This window comes from Dyadobacter fermentans DSM 18053, from assembly GCF_000023125.1.
In the GTDB taxonomy this organism is placed as follows: Bacteria; Bacteroidota; Bacteroidia; order Cytophagales; family Spirosomataceae; genus Dyadobacter; species Dyadobacter fermentans.
Map to the genome: position 1 here is coordinate 6,035,552 of NC_013037.1, position 24,537 is coordinate 6,060,088.

Below are 24,537 nucleotides of genomic sequence, written 5' to 3' on the forward strand. Positions count from 1 at the left end.
TTACCGTAAAATATGGAACGGATGGCTGTCAGATACAGTCATCCGTTTCTTTTTTTGGAACGAAAATTTAACACAAAGTTCATCGGCCCGAAAACAATAGATTGTTTAGATTCGTTGAATTTTTATTGCCATCCTGATACACCTTTTTAATAGCATACCGTTATGTCCGGCTCATCCGACAATATATACAACGAAAAACGAAGTAAGCTGACCAATTTGTTCGCACTGTTCAAAAGCCCGAAGGAACCGGCTGCGGCAGACGACGGCAAGGCTATCAGTTCGTCGTCGGAAAAGGCTACCACCCAAATGCAGCAAAGCGACCTGATCAGCAGGGACCTGAGCTGGATGAAGTTCAACGACCGCGTGCTCGACCAGGCGACCAACGAAGAGCGTAACTTGTTCGACCGCCTGAAATTCCTCGCCATCACCTCGTCCAACCTCGACGAATTCTTCACGATACGCGTCGGCAGTCTTTACAATTACCTTGATTTCGGCAAAGAGCGCCTGGATTACTCGGGGCTTCGGGAAATCCCGTTCCGGAAGTTGTTGATGAAGGAAGTACACGACTTTGTGCGGCGGCAGAATGAATGCTACAAAGACCAGCTGCTGCCGCTTTTCGCCAGCCACGGGTTCCGCATTGTAGGAATAGACGAGATCACGGGCGAAGAACACACTGCGGTAGAAGAATATTTCGATCGCACGGTGTACCCGATGCTCACACCGATGCTCTTCGACTACACGCACGCATTCCCTGTGCTGCTCGCGAAAGTGCTCATTTTGGGTGTGATTACCCAGGTGAAAGGCACTACCTCCGAGGAAGACAGGAAGCTGTCGTTTGTGCAGTTGCCACCGAACCTGCCGCGCTTCTACGTGATCGACCGCGACGATGAGCTGCTGTTTTTGCCCATTGAAAATATAGCCAAGGCATTTATCAACAAGCTCTACCGGAATGTCGATATCGTTTCGACGAACCTGTTCCGGATATTGCGTAACGGCGATTTCACACTCGAAGAAAGTGACGACATCGAAGCGGATTTCATCGACGAGATCAAGCAGAAGATCAAAAGCCGTCGGCTTGGCAGGGTAGTGCAGGTTTCCATTGAACCCGATGTAAACCCGGATTTGCTGAACCTGATCAAAAAGCGCTGGGAAATCGACGACCATAATGTGTTCATCACCGACGCGCTGATCGACTATACTGCGCTCTGGGGCATCATCAAGCATCCCGAGTTCAAAGACCAGATCCCGCCGACCCGCCCGCCGGTGCCCCCGCTGGGCCTCGACCGCGAGCGCATTCCCGATATTTTCGAAACCATGCGCGAAAGGGACATCCTTTTGCACCACCCATATAACAACTTCGAACCGGTATTGCAGATGCTCGAACAGGCGGCCGAAGATCCGAAGGTGTTGTCCATCAAGCTCACGATCTATCGCCTCGCCAAAAACTCCCGCGTGACGGAGGCGCTCCTGCACGCGGCCGAGAATGGCAAGCACGTGGCGGTGTTGTTCGAGGTGAAGGCGCGTTTTGACGAAGAGAATAATATCAAAGAGGCACAGCGCCTCCAAAAAGCGGGCTGTTTCGTGATTTATGGCATTGGCTTGCTCAAAACGCACACCAAGCTGCTGCTCATCGTCCGCAACGAAGGCAACCGGGTGCTGCGGTATGCGCATTTGTCGAGCGGTAACTACAATGAGGACACGTCCCGGTTGTACACCGATACCGGCCTTTTGACATCCAATGAAGAGTACACGCACGATATTTCGGAATTCTTTAACGTCATCACCGGCCACTCGATCCCTTCCGAATACCAGAATCTCATTACCGCCCCGCGTTACATGCGCGCGAAGCTCATCGAACTGATCCAGCAGGAAGCCGAGAATGCGAAAGCGGGTTTGAAAAGTGGTATTTGTATTAAAATAAACTCCCTGGAAGACCGCGACACCATTTATGAGCTGTACAAAGCTTCCGAAGCAGGTGTGCCGATTAAACTGATCGTCCGCGGCATGTGCTGCCTGCGCCCGCAACGCAAAGGTTTGAGCGAAAATATCACCGTCCGTTCGCTGGTAGGCGACTTTTTGGAACATTCCCGCATTTTCTACTTCCACCAAAACGGCAACCCGCTCGTGTATGGCGGCAGCGCCGATGCCATGGTACGTAGTTTCGACAAACGCATTGAGTCGCTGTTCAAACTGGTGGACCCGCGCGTGCGCCAGGAGGCGATCCATATTTTGTATTACAGCCTGAAAGACAATGTGAATGCGTACGAATTGCGGGAGGACGGCAACTATATCAAATGCGAGATCGAGGAAGGAAGCGAACCGCTGAATGTACATCAGGCATTTTACGACGTCACGCTCGACCAGGTAATGGCCACGCATTTGTTCGAAGAGGAAGATAACCGGACAGAAACGCTGTCGGAGGAGCAAGCACAAGAAACAAGCGCTACGCCCGAATCCGATATTTCAGATACTGACGTAGCGCCGCAAACCGAAGCCGGTTTGTAAGGATTACTCTTTAAAAAATACACGCTTGACACGGTCACCAATGCCTGTCAGGATCTCGTAGGGGATGGTGTTGATGGTTTTCGCTAGTTCTGTAATCGGAACTTCCTTCCCGAAAACGATCACTTCATCCCCTTCTTCTACCTGCGCATTGGTGACGTCGATCATCGTCATATCCATGCAAATGTTGCCGATCGTGGGGCACAATGTGCCATTCACCCACACCTTACCCACGCCATTGCCCAGGCCACGGTCGTAACCATCCGCATAACCGATTGCCAGCGTCGCAATCGCCGAGTCGTGGTCTACCACGCCCTTGCGGCTGTAACCTACCGTCTCGCCCGACGAGAGGTATTTCACTTGCGAAACAATGGTTTTCAATGTACCTACCGACTGCAATGCACGCTGATCCTGGCCGGTTGCTTCCACGCCATACAAGCCAATGCCAAGCCGCACCATATCGAGGCGGTACTCGGGGAAGCGGACGATGCCGGCGGAGTTGAGGATGTGTTTAATGGTTTTGTATCCCAAAGTCGCTTCGATCAGCTCGGCGCCCTCCATGAATTGCGCGTATTGTTTCCTTGAAAACTCGTTATGCACGCCTTCATCGGCTCCCACCAAATGCGAAAATAGGGTCGCTACTTTGAGCGCGGGATTCTGGCGGAGCTGTTCTACCAGCCATTCGTAGTCGTCCTTCACAAAACCGAGGCGGTGCATTCCCGTATCGAGTTTCAAATGCACGGAAGGCGTGTTGGTCGGCTCGCCTTTCCTGGTAATGTACTCGATCCAGTCGGTGAGGATGCGGCGGCTATATATTTCAGGTTCAAGTTTGTACTGCCACAGCAGGTCGAAGGTCGGCAGGGTTGCATTCATGACCATAATGGGCAGCGTAATGCCGCTTTGGCGGAGCATTACACCCTCGTCCGTGTAAGCCACGCCCAGGTAATCCACGCGGTGGTATTGCAGCAATGCGGCCACCTCGGAGCTGCCGCTGCCATAGGCGAATGCCTTCACCATCGCCATGATCTTTGTACCCTGACCAGCCCGCGCGCGATAATAATTCAGGTTGTGGACCAATGCATCCAGGTTGATTTCCAGCACCGTGTCGTGCGCTTTCTGCTGAATGCGGTGCACGATTTTTTCAAACGAAAACGGCCGGGCACCCTTCACGAGCACGAGCGTATCCGCAAGCGTGGGAAAGGCGAATGTTTTGAGAAAACTGTCGGTATCGTCGTAAAATTCCTGCTCGGCAATATCGAACAGCGATGCCTGGCTGCTGATTTGTTTTCCGATACCGATGAGGCGGTCAATGCTTTTTTCACTCAGCAGGCGGGAAACCATTTTATACAGCTCCGTGGGCGTTTGTCCGGTTTGGAGCACATCCGAGAGGATCACCGTTTTGCGGTTGCGCTGCTCTTGCTGGGCGAGGAAGTTGAGCGCCATCGCGAGGCCCTGCAAGTCGTTGTTATAGGCGTCGTCGATGATATAGGAGTGGTTAATGCCCTCTTTGAGCTCCAAACGCATGGAGACGGGTTTGAGCAGCAGCACGCGTTCCTGGATCACGGCGGGTTCCAGGCCGAAATCGAGCAGGAAAACAATGCAATGCGTGAGGTTTTCGAGCGAGGCGTCGTCTCGGAAGCCGGTTTCGAATGTATGGTTGCCGAGTTTTCCGGTGAGGGAAATCACGGTTTTATCTTTTTGAGGATTGAAAGTCACCTGCACGTGCGAGCCGGAGTAGTTGCTTCCCCAGCTCAGCGTTTCGAGGAATGCATTCACCGGTTTCAGTATCAGGCTGATCTCCTCGTCGATTTCGTGGTAATCTTTTCTGTAAATGAGTTTTTTAACCTTGGTGAAAAGGCGCAATTTCTCGGTAATTTTCTGCTTCCGGCTTCGGAAACCGTCGTCGTGAGCCGGGCCGATATTGGTAAAGATACCGATTGTAGGCTGCATCACCGGCTGCAAATACTCCATTTCGTGTGCTTTGGAAATACCCGCCTCAAATATTGCCAGCGAATGCTCTTTGCTGAGGTTCCACACCGAAAGCGGCACGCCGATCTGCGAATTGTAGCTTTTGGGACTCGCCACAATGCTCCGGCCGGGCGACAGCAGCTGCACGAGCCATTCTTTCACAATCGTTTTGCCGTTACTTCCCGCAATGCCCACCACCGGAATGTCGAATTGCTTTCTTTTAGAAGCCACCAATTGCTGCAATGCCCGGATGCTCGACGAAACCACCCAGATCTGCGCGTCGTCCCACGTCGCGGCTGTTTCGCGCAGCGCGCCCGTGAATGCGGCTTCTTCTACGACAAACTCCCGCACGCCCGCCGCGTACAGTTCGGGCAGGAAGCGGTGGCCGTCGTGGCGCTCGCCTTTAATGGCAAAAAAGATACTCTGGCCGGGAAACGAAACCTGGCGGCTGTCGGTCAGGATGTACTGGGCTTGTGTGGTTACAATGGGGGATGTATTGACAGTAAGACTCATTCCAATGCGCGTTAATCAAAGCACAAAGGTATCAATCTACATCCACTTTTTAGTTTTGAAATAAAATATCATCCCGATCGTAACGGCGACCATCAATCCCCATACGTAATAGTAACCGTTGGGGTCTTTCAGCTCGGGCATGAACTCGAAATTCATGCCGTAAACCCCCACTATAAACGTCAGCGGCATAAATACGGCCGAGAAGATCGTGAGCGTTTTCATGACCTGGTTCATGCGGTTGCTGATGGTGGATAAATGCACGTCCACCAGGCTCGCCATCAGTTCGCGGTAGGAGTCGATGGTGTCGAGAACCTGCATGATGTGGTCGTAAAGGTCACGGTAGTAAGGGATTACCTCCTTGCTGATCTGCATGCTATCCTCCCGGATGAGCTGGTTCACCATATCGCGGAGCGGCCATATCTGCCTGCGGGCCAGTGTAAGTTCGCGTTTCAATGCGTACATATCTTTCAGCGAAAGCTCCTGCACGCCGCGGATCACCTGGTCTTCCGTCGTGTCGAGGGCATCACCGAGCTTTTCCAGCACGATGAAGTAGTTATCCACCACCACGTCCATCAATGCAAAAAGCAGGTAGTCGGGCCCGTTGCGGCGGGTTTTACCTACCGATGCTTCCAGTCGGTTCTCGACGGTCGTGAAAATGTCGGAAGTGAGCTCTTCCTGGAATGAGACGACATAGTTTTTACCCAATACAAAACTCACATGCTCGGAAGAAATGCTGATGGGCGATTCCGAATCGACGTGGAGCATTTTCAGGGTGAGGAATAAATGCCCGGTGTCGTACAATTCGAGCTTCGGCTTGTGCTCGGTGTTCACAACGTCTTCGAGCAGCAGCGGGTGCAAATGGTAAAATTTACCCAGCTTTTCGATCAGCGGCACTTCGTGAATGCCGTCGACATTGAGCCAGGTAATGAAATTTTGTGCGTCATGATCCGGCCGGCATTCATCGAGCGACGTTACATTCTCTTTTTTAAACGAATGCTCGTTGTAGCGTATCCGGCGGATCTTGGTTTTCAGGGCAACGTCCGGCCCGATGTACGTAAGCGTGCCCGGCGAAGTGAGCAGGCCACGCTTACGGTACTTCCTGGATTTCCTGCCGCCGTTTCGGGCGGGGCCGTTTCTGGCCGGTTTGTTGCTTTCAGTCTCGTTCAAATGTTAGCGTGATTTGAGGTGGAACACCAGCAAAGGCAGGTGCGTGTCGACCACAAGCTTGCGCGTAATGCTCGGATTGATCAGATATTCTTCAATAAAAGACCGCTCGCGGGTGGACATGATCAGCAGATCCGCCTTCACCTCGTCGCAATATGCCTCGATGCCGTCGAGCACATCTTTGGCTTTCCGGGTGACGATCTGGCCCTCGCGGATCGTGAAATGCGATTTGATATCGGCAATGTACTGGTTGTCCGGCTGAATGTCGGGCTGGGTATCCGAGTTGATTTTCAGCAAAGTCAGGTCTGCGCCGAGGTGGTTCATCAGCACGAACACTTCCCGCAGGATATTGTTTTCTTCGTATTCAAACTGCGTCGCATACACCACTTTTTTGAACCTGGCCGGTTCGGTCTGCGGGGGTACCACCAGCACCGGGCAGGGCGAGTTGAGGGCGATCTGTGTCGCCGAGGAGCCGATGAGCTTGTCGAGGAAGCCTCCCGTACCCGTTCGGCCGATCACGATCAGGTCGGGCACGTGGTCGTTGATAGCCTCTTCAATGGCCGAATGCACTGTTCCCAGCGCCCATATCGTCTTGGCATTGTACCCTTCGGCGGTCAGCGCGGTGGCATATTCGTCGAGCCGCTTCTGGTATTCTTCTTCGAGATCGGTGGTCATGGTGAGGAAGTCGGCACCTCCGAGGCCCGGCATTACGTTGCCGGGTGTCATGTTTACATCGGCAATGTAGGGTTGGTATGCGTGCAGGATCAGTAATTCCGTTACATCTTTTTCGGCGAGCAGCTTGGCGGCGGCCAAGGCGCGCTCGGCGTTTTCGGAAAAGTCTATGGCAATCAGGATACTTCTCATGTACTTGGGGTTTTGTTTTGGGTATGGATTATCCGAACATATCGATTTTAGTAACCGGAGTCAAGGATTCTGATCAACTTTTGGCATATCGGCCCGTTTGGCGGAAGATTTAATACAGGGATAACCTTGAAGGTTCCAATACAATCCCCGTTTCCGCGTAAACGATCGTTTATTTTAGAATTTCTCTCCGGTTTAGTATAAACATTCGTGCCCCGCGTCCGAAGCTATATTTAAATTCTGTATTTTGTTTGAAATCCATTTGTTGCGTTGACAATCATTAATTTGAATTTTCATAAGTTTACCATTACAAACTGATTTAAAATACCAAATCCCCCCATATGAAGAGCAAGATTACCATGATCAATATCGTGCTGGTAACCATAGCTGCGATAGCGTCCGTTCTGAGTGCCTATGATATCGTGCCGTTATCTGATAGTCTGCTGATCGGCCTTCGCTGGCTTGCGCTGGCGGGTCTGATCATTTACGCGATCCTTAAAAAGAACCTTACCACGTCGATCCTGATCTCCATGCTCGTGGGAACGGAAATCGGCTACGACTTCCCGAAAATGGGGACGGAGCTGCATTTCCTGCGTCAGATTTTCCTTCAAATGATCAAAACGGTGATCGCGCCGCTACTTTTCGCGACGCTCGTTACAGGTATCGCCGGCCATTCCGACCTGAAACAGGTAGGCCGCATGGGCTGGAAATCGCTGCTGTATTTCGAGGTGGTGACCACATTCGCCCTGGTTATCGGGCTGCTTTTTGCCAACTGGTTCAAGCCGGGCGTAGGCATTATCCCGCCCGAAACGCTGAATGCCGCATTGCCGAAAGTGAACCAGCAAACGTGGCAGGAGATCGTGCTGCATTCATTCCCTGAGAATATTGCCAAATCCATTTACCACGGAGAAGTGCTGCAAATCGTGGTTTTCAGCGTGTTGTTCGGCATCAGCCTTGCATTGCTGCCTGCGGGAAAGAAAGAGAAATTTGTGCATGGCGTGGAGCTGCTGGCCGAGGTGATGTTTAAGTTTACCAAAATCATCATGTATTTCGCGCCGATCGGCGTGGGAGCAGCTATCGCCGAAACGGTGGGGCACATGGGTATCGATGTCCTCAAAAACCTCGCATTGCTGCTCGCCACATTGTATTGCGCGCTGATCGTCTTCATACTGGTCGTGTTTGTGCCGGTAGCCATGATCGCGCGGATTCCCGTCATCAAGTTTGCAAAAGCCATTTTCGAGCCGGTTTCCATCGCATTTGCGACAACCAGTTCCGAATCCGCATTGCCCAAGGCCATGGAGAAAATGGAGAAATTCGGCGTTCCGCGGCAGATCGTATCGTTCGTTATGCCAACGGGTTACAGTTTCAACCTCGATGGTTCTACGTTGTACCTTGCACTCGCGACCGTGTTCGTAGCGCAGGCTACGGGCACCGAAATGTCGGTAGGGCAGCAACTTACGATGGTATTACTCCTAATGCTTACCAGCAAAGGCGTGGCCGGTATACCGAGGGCAACTTTGGTGATATTGTTGGGCGCGATCGCTAACTTTGGCATGCCCGAATGGCCCGTATTGCTGATCATGGGGATAGACGAGCTGATGGACATGGCCCGGACGTCGGTGAATGTGACCGGTAACTGCCTCGCCACAGCCGTGATTGCCCGCTGGGAAGGCGAGCTCGATGATCAGAAAATGCACGATTCGGACAAGGTGGTGGATATTCCCGCAGCCAGCGAAGTTTAACAGTTCATTTTCAGAGTAAATTTTTATGTTGACCCTTTACGGCATCCCGAATTGCGATACCATTAAGAAAGCCCGCACCTGGCTCGATAAAAATAAGGTGGCCTACCAGTTTTACGATTACCGGAAAGACGGCATCAGCCCCGAAAAAGTAGCGAGCTGGTTCAGCGAATTCCCCTGGGATAAGGTTTTGAACAAAGCCTCCACCACCTGGAAGGAGCTCAGCGACGAGGAAAAAGCCAATGTAACCAACGCCCAATCCGCCGCCAAACTGCTCTCTGCCAACCCGACGGCCATTAAACGCCCGGTGATCGAGGACGAAAGCGGCAAGGCGCTCACGCTGGGTTACAATGAGAAGATATACCAGGAAACCTATCTCAAATAGGTTTCACACCAACGATCACGACTTTGGTCTGGTCGGCGAGGGTGGTGGCGAACAGGTAATGGTCGCCACCATCTTTTAGTTTCCACTTCTTCCGGAGCTCTTCCGGTTTTGCGGGAAAATTGCGCGTCGTAATGTTGGCCTTATCGCCCGGAATGTGCTGCGAAATCTCGCGGATATCGGGCTTGCAAACGGCTGCTATTCTGAAACTGCGACCCGGGAAATCATCCACTAACTTTTCGGAAGTATATAACTGGCTGTGAATGGCCAGTTTTTGCAAACCATAGCGCGCGCAAAGCGTTTTGAATGCCCCTGCTTTCAGCACCGCGGCGTGCGGTTCATACAAATAGCCCAGCGGTTTGGAATAACCTACCAATGCATTCCGCTCTTCCGCCCGGTCGAAATCGAGCTGGTAAATGGGCTGGCCGGCCGCATCTACGATCCGGATTTTGATTTTGAAATCCGCGTCCGGCATAGCACGGTTTAGAACGAAGAGCAGCTCTTTGCATTCCTGCTCGTAGCCTATCACGTGTACTTCTTGCAGGTTTTGAAGTTCTTTCGAAGCCAAATCGATGTCCAGCAGCGGAGATGTTTTGATTAAAATATGAGGGGCTGATTGGAGCAGCAATGCAGCATTGCCGGCCACATCAGGCGTACAATCGGCCAGGCGCACTACTTTTTCCTTGTTGGCATCGCGGCGGGCAGGATCGGCGTAGAGCCAGTCGGCGGCGAGGCCTTCTTGCAATGCCTTCAACGACTCGCCTGCATGTACCTGAATGCGCGACGCGCGCAGCTGCGCAAAATTGTACGCCGCACTGGCTGCAACGGCGGGCTGCTGTTCGAAATAATGGGTTTCGCCGAAGCTGCGGCTCATGTAGTAGCAATCGATGCCCATGCCGCCGGTAATGTCGATTAATGCCTGGCCCGACACGATGCTGGCCTTGTACAGCGCCGTGGCTTCCGACGAGCATTGCTCTACCGACAGCGCAGGCGGGAAAATCAGTTTGTCATTTGCCGACCATTCCGGCAGTTTTTTCAAAGCCTTCTGCCGCGACTGGATCTGCCCGGCCAGCTTTTTCACATCCAGCCCTTTGAACTGACCTGCTTTGAGGATCAGATCGCCTGCATTCGCGTGGATGTTCTCCCGGATAAATGCCATTTCCGCCTCTGTAAATCCCTGCTGCATGCCCTCCGGACCTGCCGTTTCGTGCCTTGTACCCATTTGTTCAATTAGTTCGAATACCGAAAGTACTTCTTTTTACCGAGTGCCGACGATTGTGCCGCCTGCGAAAGATCAATTTGAAATATTATCAGAATCATAACAAATGCGGATCTTTTGCTACCGGTTGATAATCAGTAAAATGGCCTGCAAGTGTCCGGAATACAGTTTCTGAGCAAGTAGGACTAACCAAATGAAAATTATAACTTGTCGCTCAAATCCTAAATATCCCTGTTATAACCTTTATTTATCATGAGAATTAAGACCTTTGAAGAGTACAAGGTTGCTTACCAACAAAGTGTAGACGATCCCGAAGGTTTCTGGGCGGAAGTAGCCCAACATTTTCAATGGCGTAAACCGTGGAAGAAAGTGCTAAGCTGGGACTTTCAGGAAGCGCGTACGAAGTGGTTCGAAGGCGGCGTGATGAACATCACGGAAAACGCGCTGGACCGTCATCTGGCCGAGCGCGGCGATCAGCCGGCGATCATCTGGGAGCCCAACAATCCCGAAGACCAGGCGGTGACCCTCACCTACCATGTTTTGTTTGAACAAGTTTGCCGGTTTGCCAATGTGCTCAAAAAGCATGGTGTGCAAAAAGGCGACCGCGTTTGTATATACCTGCCGATGGTGCCCGAGCTGGCTGTGGCCGTGCTCGCCTGCGCACGCATTGGCGCGGTGCATTCGGTGGTTTTCGGTGGTTTTTCCGCCAAATCCATCGCCGATCGCATCAATGACGCCGAATGTACAATGGTGATCACCTCCGACGGCGCATTCCGCGGCGCGAAAGTGATTCCGATGAAAGATACTGTGGATGAGGCGCTTGTGCAATGCTCTACGGTGAAGAAGGTGATCGTGATGACGCGTACCCGCACGCCGGTGCACATGCTCAAAGGTCGCGACCTTTGGTGGGAAGAGGAAGTGAAGCAGGTGAACTCCGTATGCCCGGCCGAGCCGATGGATGCCGAGGATATGCTCTTTATCCTTTACACATCCGGCTCCACCGGCAAGCCGAAAGGCGTGGTGCATACCTGCGGCGGATACATGGTGTATGCCACTTACACATTTGCCAATGTGTTCCAATATGAGCCGGGCGAAGTGCATTTCTGTACCGCCGACATTGGCTGGATCACCGGTCACAGCTACATTGTGTACGGCCCGCTGTGCTACGGCGCCACGTCCGTGGTTTTCGAAGGCGTTCCGACTTACCCGGATGCCAGCCGTTTCTGGAAAATTGTAGAAAGACATAAAGTAAATATCCTTTACACCGCACCTACGGCCATTCGCTCACTGATGGGCTTTGGTTTGGATTTCGTTAAAGGACATGATTTCTCATCGCTGCGCAAACTCGGATCGGTAGGGGAGCCTATCAACGAGGAAGCATGGCATTGGTATAAAACCAACATCGGCGGCGACCACTGCCCGCTGGTGGATACCTGGTGGCAGACCGAAAACGGCGGTATCATGATTTCGCCGCTAGCAGGCATTACGCCCGAAAAACCGACGTTCGCGACCCTGCCTTTGCCGGGCATCCAGCCCGTGCTGGTGGACGAAAGCGGCAATGAGATCGAGGGCAACGGCGTAAGCGGTAACCTGTGCATCAAGTTCCCGTGGCCTGGCATCATCCGCACCACCTACGGCGACCACGAGCGCTGCCGCCAAACCTACTTCTCGACCTACCCGGGCATGTATTTCACCGGCGACGGCTGTTTGCGTGATGAAGACGGCTATTACCGCATTACCGGTCGGGTAGACGACGTGCTCAACGTTTCCGGCCACCGTATCGGCACGGCCGAAGTGGAGAATGCGATCAATATGCACCTGGGCGTGGTGGAATCGGCCGTAGTAGGCTACCCGCACGACATTAAAGGCCAGGGCATTTACGCATTTGTAATTGCCGAGCAGACGTCGGAAGACCCCGACATGTTCCGCAAGGACATCGCGGTGACGGTATCCCGCATCATCGGCCCCATTGCCAAGCCGGACAAGATCCAGTTCGTATCCGGTCTACCCAAGACCCGTTCCGGCAAAATCATGCGCCGGATTTTGCGAAAAATCTCCGAAGGAGATGTTAGCAACCTGGGCGACACCTCCACGCTCCTTGACCCCGCCGTTGTAGAGGAGATCAAGGCAGGAAAGTTATAATTTTGAAATATCGATTCGTGACAGGAGGCCCCGCTGGGGCCTTTTGTTGTTTTGGGACGTTGGGGTTGCTATAAACAGGGGATGCCTCCGGCATCGCGTTTGGCGAGGGGTTTAGCGTGACTTTCGCATCCGCGTCTGGCGAGGGGTTTAGTGTGACTTTCGCATCCGAGTCTGACGAGGGGTTTAGTGTGGACTTTCGCATCCGCATCCGGAATCGCCATTCATGGCTTGGACGCGATTCAACATGCGCGTTAGCAACCGCAGAGCGGTTCCCTGTTTATAGCAACAAAGGCCTGGCCAAATAAAAAAAGGCCCCGGCGGGGCCTCCTGCGTTTCGGAACGGACCTGCGCCCTTTTCAAAACAGACATTATTTGATTTTAACCGAACTCATTTTATCGGCAGCGCAGCCGCAGCCTTTGGCGCACCCGCCGCTGTTGCGCCGGTCGAATGATTTCCATATCCGCCAACCCATGTAACCCGCCGCTACCAGAAACAATGCCCAGATAATGATTTGCTGCTCCATTATTGGTTAACGGCTTTTTACTGCCAATTGTTCCGCTGCGCCAGCCTGAATGCGTGCTGGTAATGGTGCTCGCTGTGCCAGGCGTAGTTGGCAATCACTTCGTCGAGGCGAAACGACTTCTGGGCGGCCGGATGGAAATAGGTACGCGCCAGATCATTCTCATCCAGCGAGTTCAATAACAACACCCAACGCAAATGCACATACCGGATCAGTTGCAGCGATAGCTCCACCTGTGCCGCTTTCGCGTCCGGCAGTTCCGCCCATAATTGCTCCTCGTAAGGCTTAATGGTGGGGTTATCCTCCGTCAATGCAAGGCGGAAGCGCACGTAGGCATTCATGTGGCTATCGGCTACGTGGTGGATCAGTTGGCGCACCGTCCAGCCATCCGGGCGGTAGGGCGTATCCAGCTTATGGTCGTCCCAGCTTCCGAGCAGGTTGATGAACTTGGAAGGCAATGCGCTGATGATCTGGATGTTTGTCTTTATGTCGGCAGGGGAGTAGCGCTCCTGTGCCTGGAATTTGCCGATGGGATAGCGGAGGTCGTCCATGTTAATGAGTGAATGATTGAATGAGTGAATGAGTGAATGAGTGAATAGTCAGGTATTGTCAACAGTTGTCAGATATTGTTTTAAATGCATGACCTGGAACTATGAATGACTATAACCTGACCTCCTGACCATTACTGACTTACGGCCGTTCAGAAATTCTCGCTGATGACCTGGACCAGCTCGGGATGGGCGCCGGGGGCTGCTGCGATGATGTCGCCTCCGAAAAGGTAATTGTCGCCGCCTTTAAAGTCGGTTACGGTGCCGCCTGCTTCTTTAATGAGCAGCGTTCCGGCAGCCATGTCCCAGGAATTGAGGTTGTATTCGTAAAAACCGTCGAAACGGCCGGCCGCTACGTAGGCGAGATCTACCGCTGCGGCACCCATTCTGCGGATGCCGTGGGTGCGCTGCATGAGCAGTTCGAGGATGTACATGTAGCGTTTCTGCTTTTCGAAACGGTAATAAGGGAAGCCGGTCGCGATGAGCGCGTCGGCCAGTTTGGGTACGGTTGATATTTTGATATTCCTGCCGTTGCACCACGCGCCGCCGCCTTGCCAGCCGTAGAACATTTCGTTCAGGCTTGGTTCGTGGATGACGCCGATGAGGAGTTCTTTGCCGCGGGCGAGGCCCACGCTCACGCAATACACGGGAATGCCGTGGATGAAGTTGGTGGTGCCGTCGAGCGGGTCGATAATCCAGTTCAATGCCTCGGGATCGGGCTCCTGGCCGGTGGTACCTTCTTCGGTGATGAAGCTGGCTTCCGGAAGGATTTCCTGCAAGCCCGCCACAAGCAATTTTTCAGCTTCCTTATCTACGTAGGAAACGAGGTTGTTAAGGTCTTTGTACTCGATTTTGTCACGAGAAAAAAGGGCCGCTTCCTGCTGGATAAATGAAGAAGCCTGCCTTACTATTTCAATGGTTTTTTGGGTCAGCAATTCCAGATCCATACGCAATTTCCTTTTGGGGAATTTTTGAAAGTGAATTGTTAATATAATAAACCCGGATGATCAGCATCGCCAGGATGGGGATCAGCACGAGGTTGTGTTTCGCAAGGTTACCTGTTGCGCAAAGTAGCAGAAATGCATAAAAAATCAACAAATACTGAAACCATGCAGGCTTGCGGGTTTTTGAAAGGGCAAAAATGAGCGGCATCCACAGCGGAAATGCCCATAGCACGTCGTAATTGTAGCTCGTTACCCCATGATTTGTCCCAAACCAGAGCAGTAACAAAATCCAGCCAGCCAGCCCCGCAATGCCGAAAAGCACTTTATCAAACACAAAATTGATGCGCTCGGTGCGGATTTGCCAGTAGGTGAATGCCAGGGTCAGGATTGCCAAGGTCCAGAAAACGACCGTGGGCGTGAGCGGGCTGGGCGGCGGAAATGGCGCAGCTTTGAACAGCTCCCGCGTTTCCGAAACCAGCGGTGCGGTGCCGGTGGCGGTTTTTACTTTCGCTTCTGCAAATGCGGTGGCGAGGTTGTCGGGAAGGAATGTGGCTTGCTCGGGCGTGGCGATTTCGTCCGATGGTGCACCTATCGCCAGGTCCATGCCAAAGTCGGCCCAGGGGTTTTGCTTGAATGCGTACAGGTCGATCCACTGCCGGAAGCTCCGTTTTTCTTTGGTATAACCATTATAAATGAGGCTGTCGCCCACGGCCGCTTTCAATGCGACGGTCATGCGGGTGGCGCAGTTGTCGTAAAAGAATTTGTATTGATATTCGCGGTTCTCGGGCAGGTAGTTGTTTTCGAGGAAATCATACAGCCGCTGTTTTTGGGCGATCGAAAGGTTGAGGACCTGCTCGGAAATGGAGCGGTTTTCTTCCTGGTAGTGCGCTACCTGATAGGAAAGCGGCGAAACCGACACGCTGTACGGCAATGTGCCCCTCAAAAATTTGATATAAAAATTCCCTTCCTGAAAACTGAATGTGCCGTAATTGAATGCACGGTCGACGCCCGTCATCGGATCGTAAACCCAAAGTACGCTGTGGCCGAAGCCGGAATACAGCTCCTGGCCCGGCGCCACGGTTACCAGACTGATTTTCGCCGAAGGGCTCAGCGTCCCGAACTGCGCCCGCGATACCGTCGGTGCCGCCAACCAGAAAAAGCACAAAAGCGCAACAAGTCGCGATAAATGCATATAGCTGTTAAAATATTTAATCCTCATCTTCCTCATCGGATTTACGCTTTTCATCAGCCTTGCCCGCCACGACGATCACAATTTCGCCTTTTACAGCCTTCTCGCCGAAATGCGCGATGACTTCTGTAACAGTACCACGAACATTTTCTTCAAACATTTTACTCAATTCCCGCGAAACACAAACCTGCCTGTCGGCGCCGAAATACTCGGCAAACTGCTGCAATGCCTTCACAAGCCGGTGTGGCGATTCGTAAAAAATCATCGTCCGTTCTTCGTTAGCCAAGTTTTGCAGACGCGTTTGCCGACCTTTTTTATGGGGTAAAAAACCTTCGAATGTGAACCGGTCGCTTGGCAGGCCGGAATTGACCAGCGCGGGCACGAAAGCGGTAGGGCCGGGCAGGCATTCCACGGGAAGCCCTTCGCGGATACAAGCGCGCACGAGCAGGAAGCCGGGGTCGGACACGGCGGGTGTGCCGGCGTCGGATACGAGGGCCATTGTTTCGCCTTTGCGGATGCGCTCCACCACGCGGGCCACCGTTTGGTGCTCGTTATGAATGTGATAGCTTTGCAAAGGTTTGGAAATGCCCAGGTGTTTGAGCAGGTTTCCCGACGTGCGGGTGTCTTCCGCCAGGACCACGTCCACGCTTTTCAGCACGTTAATGGCCCTTAATGTAATGTCTTCGAGGTTGCCGATCGGCGTGGGTACTATGTAAAGTTTCATGCGTTATAAATCCGGTCGATCGCAGCAGCCAGGTTATGGTCCTTTTCGGTGACGATGTCTCCGGCATCGTGGGTATTCAATTCAAAACTGACCTTGTTGTACATATTGGTCCAGAATGGATGGTGGTCCATTTCGTTCACCACATCGGCCACTTTTTTCATAAAGGCAAAAGCTTCGCGGAAATCCTTGAATGAAAAGCTTTTTTTGAGTTTGTTGTCTTCTTCCTGCCACATGGTTTTGCGTGTTTGGTGGTAATGTGATCTGCCAAAATACTTATGCCATCGGGTGTTTTCAGCGGTGATTTCCGGAAACGAATATAGCGTTAATCTGGCCGATTCCATACGATCGAGTATATTTGAACTTTGACCCGGCGTAAAAGCTTAAGAGATTATAGATTAATCCAAGACAGCCTTCGGAAAGAAGGCAAACATTATGAAAGTAGAACTAGTCCGCGTAGATGACGCCTTCCATTTCGAAGGCACCGGTTCCTCCGAAGTAAAAGTACATACCGACGGCTCGCCCGAAATCGGCGGCCAGAACCTCGGCGTGAGGCCGATGGAGCTCCTGCTGATGGGCCTAGCCAGTTGCAGCGCCATTGATGTGGTACTCATTCTCAAAAAGCAGCGCCAAGACATCACCGATTTCCGTGTGGTAGCCGACGGCGACCGCGAGCAGGAGCCGGATACGCAGCGCAAGCCATTCCGTAAAATCCATTTGACCTTCAAATTTGCCGGAAACAACCTCGATGAGGCTAAAATCCAGCGTGCGATCGGCCTTTCGATGGAGAAATACTGCTCGGCAACCGCTCAGCTGGAAGCGCTGGCAACCATTACTTACGACGTTGAAATCGCGACAGTTTAGATCCAAATCATGCAACAATACCACGACCTGCTGCGCCATATCCTGAAAGAGGGCGTCCGAAAAACCGACCGCACCGGCACCGGCACGATCAGCGTGTTTGGCTACCAAATGCGTTTCGACCTCAAAAAGGGCTTTCCGCTGGTAACGACCAAGAAAGTGCACACGAAGTCGATCATCCACGAATTGCTGTGGTTTTTGCAGGGCGACACCAATATCGGTTACCTGAAAGAGCACAACGTGTCAATCTGGGACGAATGGGCGGATGAAAACGGCGACTTGGGCCCGGTTTACGGCAAACAATGGCGGAGCTGGGCAGGTCCGGACGGGAAGTCCGTCGACCAGTTGCAGGAGGTTTTGAAACAACTCAAAAACTCGCCTGATTCGCGCCGCATCATCGTATCGGCCTGGAATCCGGCCGAGCTGCCGCAGATGAAGCTGCACCCGTGCCATGCATTGTTCCAGTTTTATGTGGCGCCGCCCGATACCGGGGCCGGCGAAACGAATGGCAAGCTTTCCTGCCAGCTCTACCAGCGCAGCGCGGATGTGTTCCTCGGCGTGCCGTTCAATATTGCCAGCTATGCATTGCTCACAATGATGATCGCCCGCGAATGCGACCTCGACCTGGGCGATTTCGTTTGGACCGGTGGTGATACGCACATTTACCTCAACCATTTGGAACAGGTAGAAACGCAGCTCAGCCGTGAGCCGCGCGCATTGCCGCAAATGATCCTGAATCCCGGGGTGAAAAACGTGCTCGACTTCCGTTACGAGGATTTCGAGCTCGTGAACTATAACCCGTGGCCGGGTATCAAGGCGCCGGTGGCCGTGTAACCGTCGTCGCGGATGAACATTCAATACATATTAGAAATCGTCGGAACATTCGCATTCGCGATTTCCGGCGCATTGGCTGTGAAGGATCAGAAGCATCAGGATTGGTTTGGTGCGAGCTTCACAGCCTTTATTTCTTCCATCGGCGGCGGTACGCTGCGTGACGTGCTGCTGGGAAGTTACCCGCTCGTGTGGATCAGCGACATTACGATCATCCACGCCATCATGCTCGGCATATTAGCCACATTTATTTTCTACAAATTCCTGCTGAGGCTGCGGAAAACGCTTTTCCTGTTCGATACTTTCGGAATCGCATTGTTTACATTGGTTGGGACTGAAAAGGCATTGAACCTGGGCGTGAGGCCGGAAATCGCCGTGATTATGGGCGTTTTTACGGCCACTATGGGCGGGGTGATCCGCGATGTGATGACGAACGAAATCCCGATCATTTACCGGAAGGAAGTGTACGCCACGGCCTGTTTCACGGGCGCATGCGTGTACCTCATCCTCGACAGTATCGGCATTGAGCGCAATACCGCATTCATTACATCGGCAATCGTGATTATCGTGATCCGCATTCTGGCGGTGCGGTACCAATGGAGCGTGCCGCGGTTTTTCAGGTAAAACAAAAACCGCCGGAGGCTGTCCGGCGGTGTCTGCATTGAATTCTTCTGATACTATTTTTTCTTCTTTTTAACGGTTGAAGCGGCTTCTTTCACCGGTGCGGCTTTGGCCTGCATGTCGGCGATTGCCTTCTCAACCTGCGGCTTGTAGAAATTGTAAGCGCCGTCGGGGTTGGCTGCGCCTACTGCCAATGCTTTTTGCGCTACGGGGATCGCTTCGGCGGGTTTGCCGAGTTTGTTTAAAATCTGCGCTTTGGTCCACAATGCGCCGAATGATTCTTTCAAACCAATAGCCTTGTCTGCCAGCGACAATGCAACCTGCAAATCCTTGCCTTTCGAAAGCAGGTAACCTGCTGTGCTTTGCAACGTGGCCACGTCCTCGGGCTTCTCCGCCACGGCTTTGTTCAATGCGGTCAATGTAAGCGACTCGGTGCTTACGGTCAAAGGTACAGGTACATTCACAGACGACCATGAAAGGTTCAAAAACGCCGTGCTGTCCGTTACCGGCTGGATTTCGATTTTGAATGCTTCGTTATATTCGTTGGAGGTAGGCACTACCATCGTGCGGGCTACATCTTCGGATTCTTTGTAGTTATCGGTGCCGCCCTGGTTGAAGTTTTTATTCAAAATCACCGTCCAGGCTGAGCCATTGGGGATGGAAAACAATGCATACTTGCCCGCAGGTACTTTTTTGCCTCCAAATGTAAACTCGGTACTGGATTCGAAAACGGTGGCCATATTGGCACCGGTGCGCCACACCTGATCGTAAGGAGCGAGCGCGGAGCTGTTGGCGAATACCTTACGGCCTTTGATGAACGGGCGGGAATATTGAACGGTGAAATCGGTTACACCAACGGTTTGCATGACGGTGGCTGCGGGGCTGGCGGCCGGCACGCGCTGTGCTACGGAGGCCGTCGCCATCAGTGCAGCGAGGGACATCGATAATAGATACTTTTTCATTGCTTGAATAAGGTGGTTTATTGCTTTCAGTTGTTAAACTTGTGGTGAAATTAGAATGAAAAAACCACATAGTCTAAAATGAAAAGGGACAGTTTGCTCTCGCTGCTGGCATCATACGAGCCGGAGCCGGGCTTAGAGGCTGAAATGCACAACGATACGGTCGATTTTGTGAAACAACATCCCGATTGTTTCGAACGCAGCCTGCTGAAAGGGCACATTACCGCCTCGGGCTGGGTGCTTTCGCCCGGTAAAGATTCGGTACTGCTCATGCACCACCGCAAACTCGACCGCTGGTTCCAGCCCGGCGGCCATTGCGACGGCGACCCCAATGTCCGGGAAGTGGCGATGAAAGAAGTAATGGAAGAAACCGGCATCACCGCCCTCCAAGCATTGCACGACGGTATTTTCGACGTGGACGTGCATTTAATCCCTGAAAACAAAGACATTCCCGCGCATTTTCACTACGATATCCGCTTCGCTTTCAAAGCAGCGGAAGGACAGGAAATTGTGCTGAACAGTGAATCCAAAGACGTGCAATGGGTGCCCGTTTCGCAGGTTCAGCATTCGAATGATTCCGAATCCATCATGCGGATGGTCCGGAAGACTAGTTTGTTTGCGGCGCCCGTCGATTAACTAATATGATTTTACAAATAATTAATCATGTAGGGGTACACCGCTTATGCAGATGCAGACGTACCTGCAATTGAAGACCTAAAAATCTTTTTGAATAACCTCTTGCCTGTTTTCTGGCTAAAACAAGCCAAGCGTAAATATCTTTCTTCGAGTTTGAAAGGCAGTTGAGGTGTCAGGTAATCCAGGTATTTCCAAAACTCAATATCTGCCCGTTCGAATGGAAAGAATATCGTGGGTGAACATGAGTTGCTTTTCGACAACCACATTATGAGATTCGAACGGTATTCCTGATCCGGTAGCACTTTGTAAGTTTGACTATCTTTTAACAGGAAATTGTAAGAGATAGATAATTGAAGAGCGCTCATTTGCGACTTAGGAATAGGGCTATTATTACTCATGTAATTTATGGCTTCCCAAAATTTGTTTTTTGAAAAACTCCATCTATACACGTTTGTCGAGTGTGGATCGCGACTTGGATAGTGATATGCGATTGGCATTTTCATTCCTGAACCGAAAAGGATTTCAGTTCTCTCAATTATCTCGTTGCGTGCGTGTGTTGGATCTGCTGGGTCCATTTCAGCGTGTACCGATAGTTGAACTTCATTTGGTTCGTCCAGCCTGGTGGTAGTGCAGCAGTCAAAAAAAAGACCAGTATTTTGGAGAATTTCACTAAGGGTAGATTTGGTAAATTTTTGGGAAGCTCGTTCGCTGGGTAGAGAATAAACTATGTATGGCTTTTCCATTGTTGCGTGTGTAATTTTTTGATAAAAATCTATTACTGGTCAACGTAATTACTTTGGGAAAACATGACGTCTGACCTATTGCCTACGATAGTTCGAGATAGAGGTCGATGAGTTGTTCAAGAAATAACTAGCGCTTTATAAACTTCAATGTCCGTTCGTAGCTGTCGACTTGGAGGCGCACCAGGTAAAGGCCTGATGCGAGCTGTGCCGTGGCGATCACGTGTTTGGCGCCAAGACGGGCCGTTGCGTCATACAAGCTGGCACCATTCGCCGCATAAAGCGATACATGGCCGGTTTTGCCAACGAGTGTGTGCGGTATGGCGAGCGTTACTTCGTTCTGTGCAGGATTGGGCGAAAGCGTTACGGAGCTTAGCAATGCGTTTTCAGTACCCAGCGGAGAGAACTCGTTTTTCGCAATTTCCTGCGCTTTCACAGCATTCGGCACGCCATATCCGAGCATATTATTCGGCGAGTTGGACATATGCCCCGATTTTTTCAAAACATAAATGACCTGCTGGGCTGTCAGTTGCGGGAATGCCTGCCATAACACGGCAGCCAGTCCGGCGATCTGCGGAGCGGAAAAAGAGGTTCCGTACCCGCTCGACGCACCGCCGGCAAGGTCGCCGATAATGGTTCCTGCGCCTACGGCAGCCACATCCGGCTTCTGAATTCCCGCCGCATTGGGCCCAATGGAGCTGAGCGACGAGTAGCTGCGGTCGTAATTGGAAGCGCCCACGGTAAGGACCGAATCCACATCGGCCGGTGCACCTACATATTGCCAGCTGTTATTGCCGTCGTTTCCAGCGGAGTTCACCACCAGAATCCCCTTGCGCGTTGCGTAGCGCGCCGCGCGGCTCACGATGGTCGTTTTGCCGTCCATGTCCTTGTAGGTATGGTTATATGCGGGAGAATCGTATTCGTCGTCGAAGGTCGTGTAGCCCAGGGATGAATTGATTACGTCGGCGCCCAGGCTGTCGGCGCGTTCGGCGGCCATGAGCCATGTGATTTCCTCGTAGGGCGATTCGCCTGCATTGTTTTCCGTAACATACATGGCAAAGGAGGCCTTAAATGCAGATCCGACGAGGTTGCCCGGCAGGTAAGCGGCGATGGTCGACATTACATTCAGTCCGTGGAACCCGTCATTGTACACATTGCCGTCGCGGGCAACGAAGTCGTGTGTGTCGACAATGCGCTTGTCGTCGCGGAGCTGCTTGAAATAGGCTACTTCATCGGCTTGCGAGAAGCCGTTATCGAGTACGGCGATGAGCATGTTTTCGCCCCGGAAACCTTTTTTGTGCAAATCGGCCACTTCCATAAGCGCCAGCTGCCGGTTCATTTGTCCGTAATCCACTTCTTCCACTGTTTCCAGTTTCCGGTTCGTAGCTGCCGTACGGGCGATACCGGGCGATTTGGAAGTAATATTCGCAACCGGGAGGTTCAGTTCGATGCCTTTGTAAAATGGCAGTGCCTTGATCTGCGTGAGCTGGGCATCGGAGGCTTCTACCAATGCTCCATTGAACCAGCGGGTCGGGTATATGACTTGCGCTCCGATCTGCCGGATGGCGAACAGGTAGCCAGGATTGACCGGAAGATCGTTCGTAGTGATGGCTATATTTTGCTTGTTACGACGGTCGACGGATCTTTGGGATAAAAATTCCGTAGGCTTGTCCACCGAAAAGGTGGTGTTGCCTTTGTCTTTGAAAAGCACCAGGTACCTTGGGCTACTTTGTGCGAAAGCAGTGACCCGAACCAGCAGAAATGAAAATGTAGCGAGTAGTATAGTTTTTCTCATGGACGCGTTTTTTGAAAGCAACGTTCATTGCTCCTGTTTCCATATACTTCCCCAAAGGCAAAAATGTGGAGATTATCCTGAGGTTAGGCTGTTTTTTCACCCGGTATATCGCGCCCTCCGAGGTGGTCGCAGTCGAGCAATGCATTGATGTCGCTGAAAGGGACCACGGTTTTGAGATAACCATAATTATCCGCCAGCGTAATGGTGCGGTTGTTATCACCCATTGAAATGTCGATATCGGCCATTCCGAACTGGCAAGGATGCTCATAGCCTGCGGCGTGCGTGATTTCGATGATTTCTTTGGCGAGTGTTTTCATGTAGTTGTTGAACCGCTCGCTTTTCAGCGCCGGGTCGATACCCGATTCGAGCCATTTGTTGTTGGTCGCAATGCCCGTCGGGCAGCGGTTGGTGTGGCAGCTCTGCGCCTGGATGCACCCGATCGACAGCATGGCTTCACGTGCAACGTTGATCACGTCGGCGCCCATCGCAAATGCCATGACGGCCTGCGCCGGAAGCCCGAGTTTGCCCGATGCGATGAACGTGATCTTGTCGTTCAGGTTCCTGTTCTGGAATATTTTGTACACCGTGCTGAATGCAAATACCAAAGGCAGCGACACGTGGTCTGCGAACGATGGCGGTGCTGCGCCAGTGCCGCCTTCGCCACCGTCGATCGTGATGAAGTCGGGGCCTTTGCCGGTCTCCACCATCAGGTCGGCGAGCTCTTCCCACATGTCGGTTTTGCCCACCGCCGACTTAATCCCGACGGGCAGGCCGGTCGCGGCGGCCATTGCCTCAATAAAGTCGACCATTTCGGTCACATTCGAGAATGCGCTGTGATAAGGGGGCGAAACCACGTCTTTCCCCATCGGCACACCGCGGATTTCGGCGATTTCCGCCGTGATCTTGCTCGCCGGCAGCACGCCACCCTTGCCGGGCTTGGCGCCCTGGGATAGTTTCAGCTCGATCATGCGTACGCTCGGGTTGTTGCGCATAAGCGCTACGAGCTTTTCCATTACGAAATTGCCGTCGTCGTCGCGCACGCCGAAATAGGACGTACCCATGTTGAACACCACATCCGCGCCGTATTTGTGATAGGGCGACAGGCCGCCTTCGCCGGTATTATGGTAGTTGCCGAATTTGAAAGAACCTTTATTCAGCGATTCGATGGCCCGTGCCGACAGCGAACCATAGCTCATCGCGCTCACATTCACAACCGAACGCGGCCGGTAGGGACGCTTGCGGCCGTGGTACTCGCCTATGACCTTGGCGCATGGAATGGTGTAATGATGCGGGTCGTTGCCGTTTTTGACGTGGTGGCTGTGCGTGGTATCCACACGATAGGGCAGGAGCGAGGGCTTAATGAGGACATAACCCGCGTCCTGCATATTCTGGTCGGTGCCGAAGCCCTGGTAGTTGTTTTCTTTTTTGGAGGAAGCGTAAATCCAGGATCGCTGCCGGCGGTTGAACGGCAGCTCTTCCCGGTTGTTAGCTACAATGTATTGGCGCAGTTCCGGCCCGATCTTCTCGATCATGTACCGGAAATGCCCTACCAGCGGAAAGTTATGCTGAATGGTGTGCCTTTTTTGTAAAACATCCCTGAGTGCGATCGCGAGCGCAATGCCCAGGATAATATAAAGCCACACTGGCACGGATGCCAGGAAGGACCAGACAGCTTCCATAC

22 protein-coding genes are annotated in these 24,537 nt (G+C 52.4%); 8 read left to right on the forward strand and 14 right to left on the reverse strand.

The window, feature by feature from the left end:
• Positions 1-162: 162 nt before the first annotated feature.
• The gene (ppk1, locus tag DFER_RS24845; RefSeq protein WP_015814428.1) at positions 163-2,505 is read left to right on the forward strand and encodes a polyphosphate kinase 1; all 2,343 of its coding nucleotides are present in this window, start codon (positions 163-165) and stop codon (positions 2,503-2,505) included.
• A 3-nt stretch (positions 2,506-2,508) separates the two neighbouring features.
• Here the strand turns inward: ppk1 and DFER_RS24850 are convergent, their stop codons facing one another.
• The 3 genes from DFER_RS24850 to DFER_RS24860 are packed head-to-tail and all read right to left on the reverse strand — an operon-like array spanning position 2,509 to position 7,011.
• Positions 2,509-4,983: a bifunctional UDP-N-acetylmuramoyl-tripeptide:D-alanyl-D-alanine ligase/alanine racemase gene (locus DFER_RS24850; protein ID WP_015814429.1), complete on the reverse strand. Its 2,475-nt coding sequence runs from the start codon at positions 4,981-4,983 to the stop codon at positions 2,509-2,511.
• 36 nt (positions 4,984-5,019) lie between these two features.
• Complete coding sequence (gene corA, locus DFER_RS24855) at positions 5,020-6,150, reverse strand: magnesium/cobalt transporter CorA (RefSeq protein WP_015814430.1); 1,131 nt, start codon at positions 6,148-6,150, stop codon at positions 5,020-5,022.
• A gap of 3 nt (positions 6,151-6,153) precedes the next feature.
• Positions 6,154-7,011, reverse strand: a complete 858-nt coding sequence (locus DFER_RS24860; protein ID WP_015814431.1) for a universal stress protein — start codon at positions 7,009-7,011, stop codon at positions 6,154-6,156.
• A 338-nt stretch (positions 7,012-7,349) separates the two neighbouring features.
• On the opposite strand from DFER_RS24860, the gene DFER_RS24865 reads away from it, so the two are divergent.
• On the forward strand, positions 7,350-8,750 hold the full coding sequence (locus DFER_RS24865; RefSeq protein WP_015814432.1) for a dicarboxylate/amino acid:cation symporter: 1,401 nt from the start codon (positions 7,350-7,352) through the stop codon (positions 8,748-8,750).
• A 25-nt stretch (positions 8,751-8,775) separates the two neighbouring features.
• Positions 8,776-9,132 carry an ArsC family reductase gene (locus DFER_RS24870; protein WP_015814433.1) on the forward strand — a complete coding sequence of 119 codons (357 nt, stop codon included), beginning with the start codon at positions 8,776-8,778 and terminating at the stop codon, positions 9,130-9,132.
• Here DFER_RS24870 and DFER_RS24875 read toward each other — a convergent pair.
• On the reverse strand, positions 9,125-10,351 hold the full coding sequence (locus DFER_RS24875) for a THUMP-like domain-containing protein (protein WP_015814434.1): 1,227 nt from the start codon (positions 10,349-10,351) through the stop codon (positions 9,125-9,127). The two genes, DFER_RS24870 and DFER_RS24875, sit on opposite strands and share 8 nt — an antisense overlap.
• A 249-nt stretch (positions 10,352-10,600) precedes the next feature.
• Between DFER_RS24875 and acs the strand changes: the two genes are divergently transcribed.
• Complete coding sequence (gene acs / locus DFER_RS24880; RefSeq protein ID WP_015814435.1) at positions 10,601-12,490, forward strand: acetate--CoA ligase; 1,890 nt, start codon at positions 10,601-10,603, stop codon at positions 12,488-12,490.
• A gap of 368 nt (positions 12,491-12,858) precedes the next feature.
• On the opposite strand, the gene DFER_RS29715 is transcribed toward acs, so the two are convergent.
• The 6 genes from DFER_RS29715 to DFER_RS24905 form a co-directional block, all read right to left on the reverse strand.
• Positions 12,859-13,014: a FeoB-associated Cys-rich membrane protein gene (locus DFER_RS29715; RefSeq protein WP_015814436.1), complete on the reverse strand. Its 156-nt coding sequence runs from the start codon at positions 13,012-13,014 to the stop codon at positions 12,859-12,861.
• Positions 13,015-13,031: 17 nt separating this feature from the next.
• Positions 13,032-13,562: a YfiT family bacillithiol transferase gene (locus tag DFER_RS24885; RefSeq protein ID WP_015814437.1), complete on the reverse strand. Its 531-nt coding sequence runs from the start codon at positions 13,560-13,562 to the stop codon at positions 13,032-13,034.
• A 149-nt stretch (positions 13,563-13,711) separates the two neighbouring features.
• Positions 13,712-14,506, reverse strand: coding sequence for an inositol monophosphatase family protein (locus tag DFER_RS24890; RefSeq protein ID WP_015814438.1), 795 nt, complete (start codon positions 14,504-14,506; stop codon positions 13,712-13,714).
• Positions 14,472-15,722 (reverse strand): lipoprotein N-acyltransferase Lnb domain-containing protein, encoded by a 1,251-nt coding sequence (locus DFER_RS24895; RefSeq protein WP_015814439.1) that lies wholly within the window; start codon positions 15,720-15,722, stop codon positions 14,472-14,474. The genes DFER_RS24890 and DFER_RS24895 overlap by 35 nt, the downstream gene beginning before the upstream one ends.
• Positions 15,712-16,416, reverse strand: coding sequence for a 16S rRNA (cytidine(1402)-2'-O)-methyltransferase (gene rsmI / locus DFER_RS24900; protein ID WP_015814440.1), 705 nt, complete (start codon positions 16,414-16,416; stop codon positions 15,712-15,714). The genes DFER_RS24895 and rsmI overlap by 11 nt, the downstream gene beginning before the upstream one ends.
• Positions 16,413-16,649, reverse strand: coding sequence for a 4a-hydroxytetrahydrobiopterin dehydratase (locus DFER_RS24905; protein WP_015814441.1), 237 nt, complete (start codon positions 16,647-16,649; stop codon positions 16,413-16,415). The genes rsmI and DFER_RS24905 overlap by 4 nt, the downstream gene beginning before the upstream one ends.
• 199 nt (positions 16,650-16,848) lie before the next feature.
• On the opposite strand from DFER_RS24905, the gene DFER_RS24910 reads away from it, so the two are divergent.
• From DFER_RS24910 to DFER_RS24920, 3 genes are read left to right on the forward strand one after another with little or no spacing between them, the layout of a single operon-like run.
• Entirely contained in the window at positions 16,849-17,277 is a 429-nt protein-coding gene (locus DFER_RS24910) for an OsmC family protein (RefSeq protein ID WP_015814442.1), read from the forward strand.
• A gap of 9 nt (positions 17,278-17,286) precedes the next feature.
• Positions 17,287-18,108 (forward strand): thymidylate synthase, encoded by an 822-nt coding sequence (locus tag DFER_RS24915; protein WP_015814443.1) that lies wholly within the window; start codon positions 17,287-17,289, stop codon positions 18,106-18,108.
• Between the two features lie 12 nt (positions 18,109-18,120).
• Positions 18,121-18,729 (forward strand): trimeric intracellular cation channel family protein, encoded by a 609-nt coding sequence (locus DFER_RS24920; RefSeq protein ID WP_015814444.1) that lies wholly within the window; start codon positions 18,121-18,123, stop codon positions 18,727-18,729.
• A gap of 53 nt (positions 18,730-18,782) precedes the next feature.
• Here DFER_RS24920 and DFER_RS24925 read toward each other — a convergent pair whose 3' ends face one another.
• Positions 18,783-19,688 carry a DUF2911 domain-containing protein gene (locus DFER_RS24925; RefSeq protein ID WP_015814445.1) on the reverse strand — a complete coding sequence of 302 codons (906 nt, stop codon included), beginning with the start codon at positions 19,686-19,688 and terminating at the stop codon, positions 18,783-18,785.
• A gap of 78 nt (positions 19,689-19,766) precedes the next feature.
• Between DFER_RS24925 and DFER_RS24930 the strand changes: the two genes are divergently transcribed.
• Positions 19,767-20,321, forward strand: a complete 555-nt coding sequence (locus DFER_RS24930; protein ID WP_015814446.1) for an NUDIX hydrolase — start codon at positions 19,767-19,769, stop codon at positions 20,319-20,321.
• A gap of 44 nt (positions 20,322-20,365) precedes the next feature.
• Here the strand turns inward: DFER_RS24930 and DFER_RS24935 are convergent, their stop codons facing one another.
• From DFER_RS24935 to DFER_RS24945, 3 genes are all read right to left on the reverse strand, one after another.
• Positions 20,366-21,064, reverse strand: coding sequence for a hypothetical protein (locus DFER_RS24935; RefSeq protein WP_015814447.1), 699 nt, complete (start codon positions 21,062-21,064; stop codon positions 20,366-20,368).
• A 127-nt stretch (positions 21,065-21,191) separates the two neighbouring features.
• Entirely contained in the window at positions 21,192-22,856 is a 1,665-nt protein-coding gene (locus tag DFER_RS24940) for a S8 family peptidase (protein ID WP_015814448.1), read from the reverse strand.
• Positions 22,857-22,939: 83 nt separating this feature from the next.
• A complete protein-coding gene (locus DFER_RS24945; RefSeq protein ID WP_015814449.1) occupies positions 22,940-24,535 on the reverse strand; it encodes an FMN-binding glutamate synthase family protein in 1,596 nt (531 codons plus the stop codon).
• Positions 24,536-24,537: the final 2 nt, after the last annotated feature.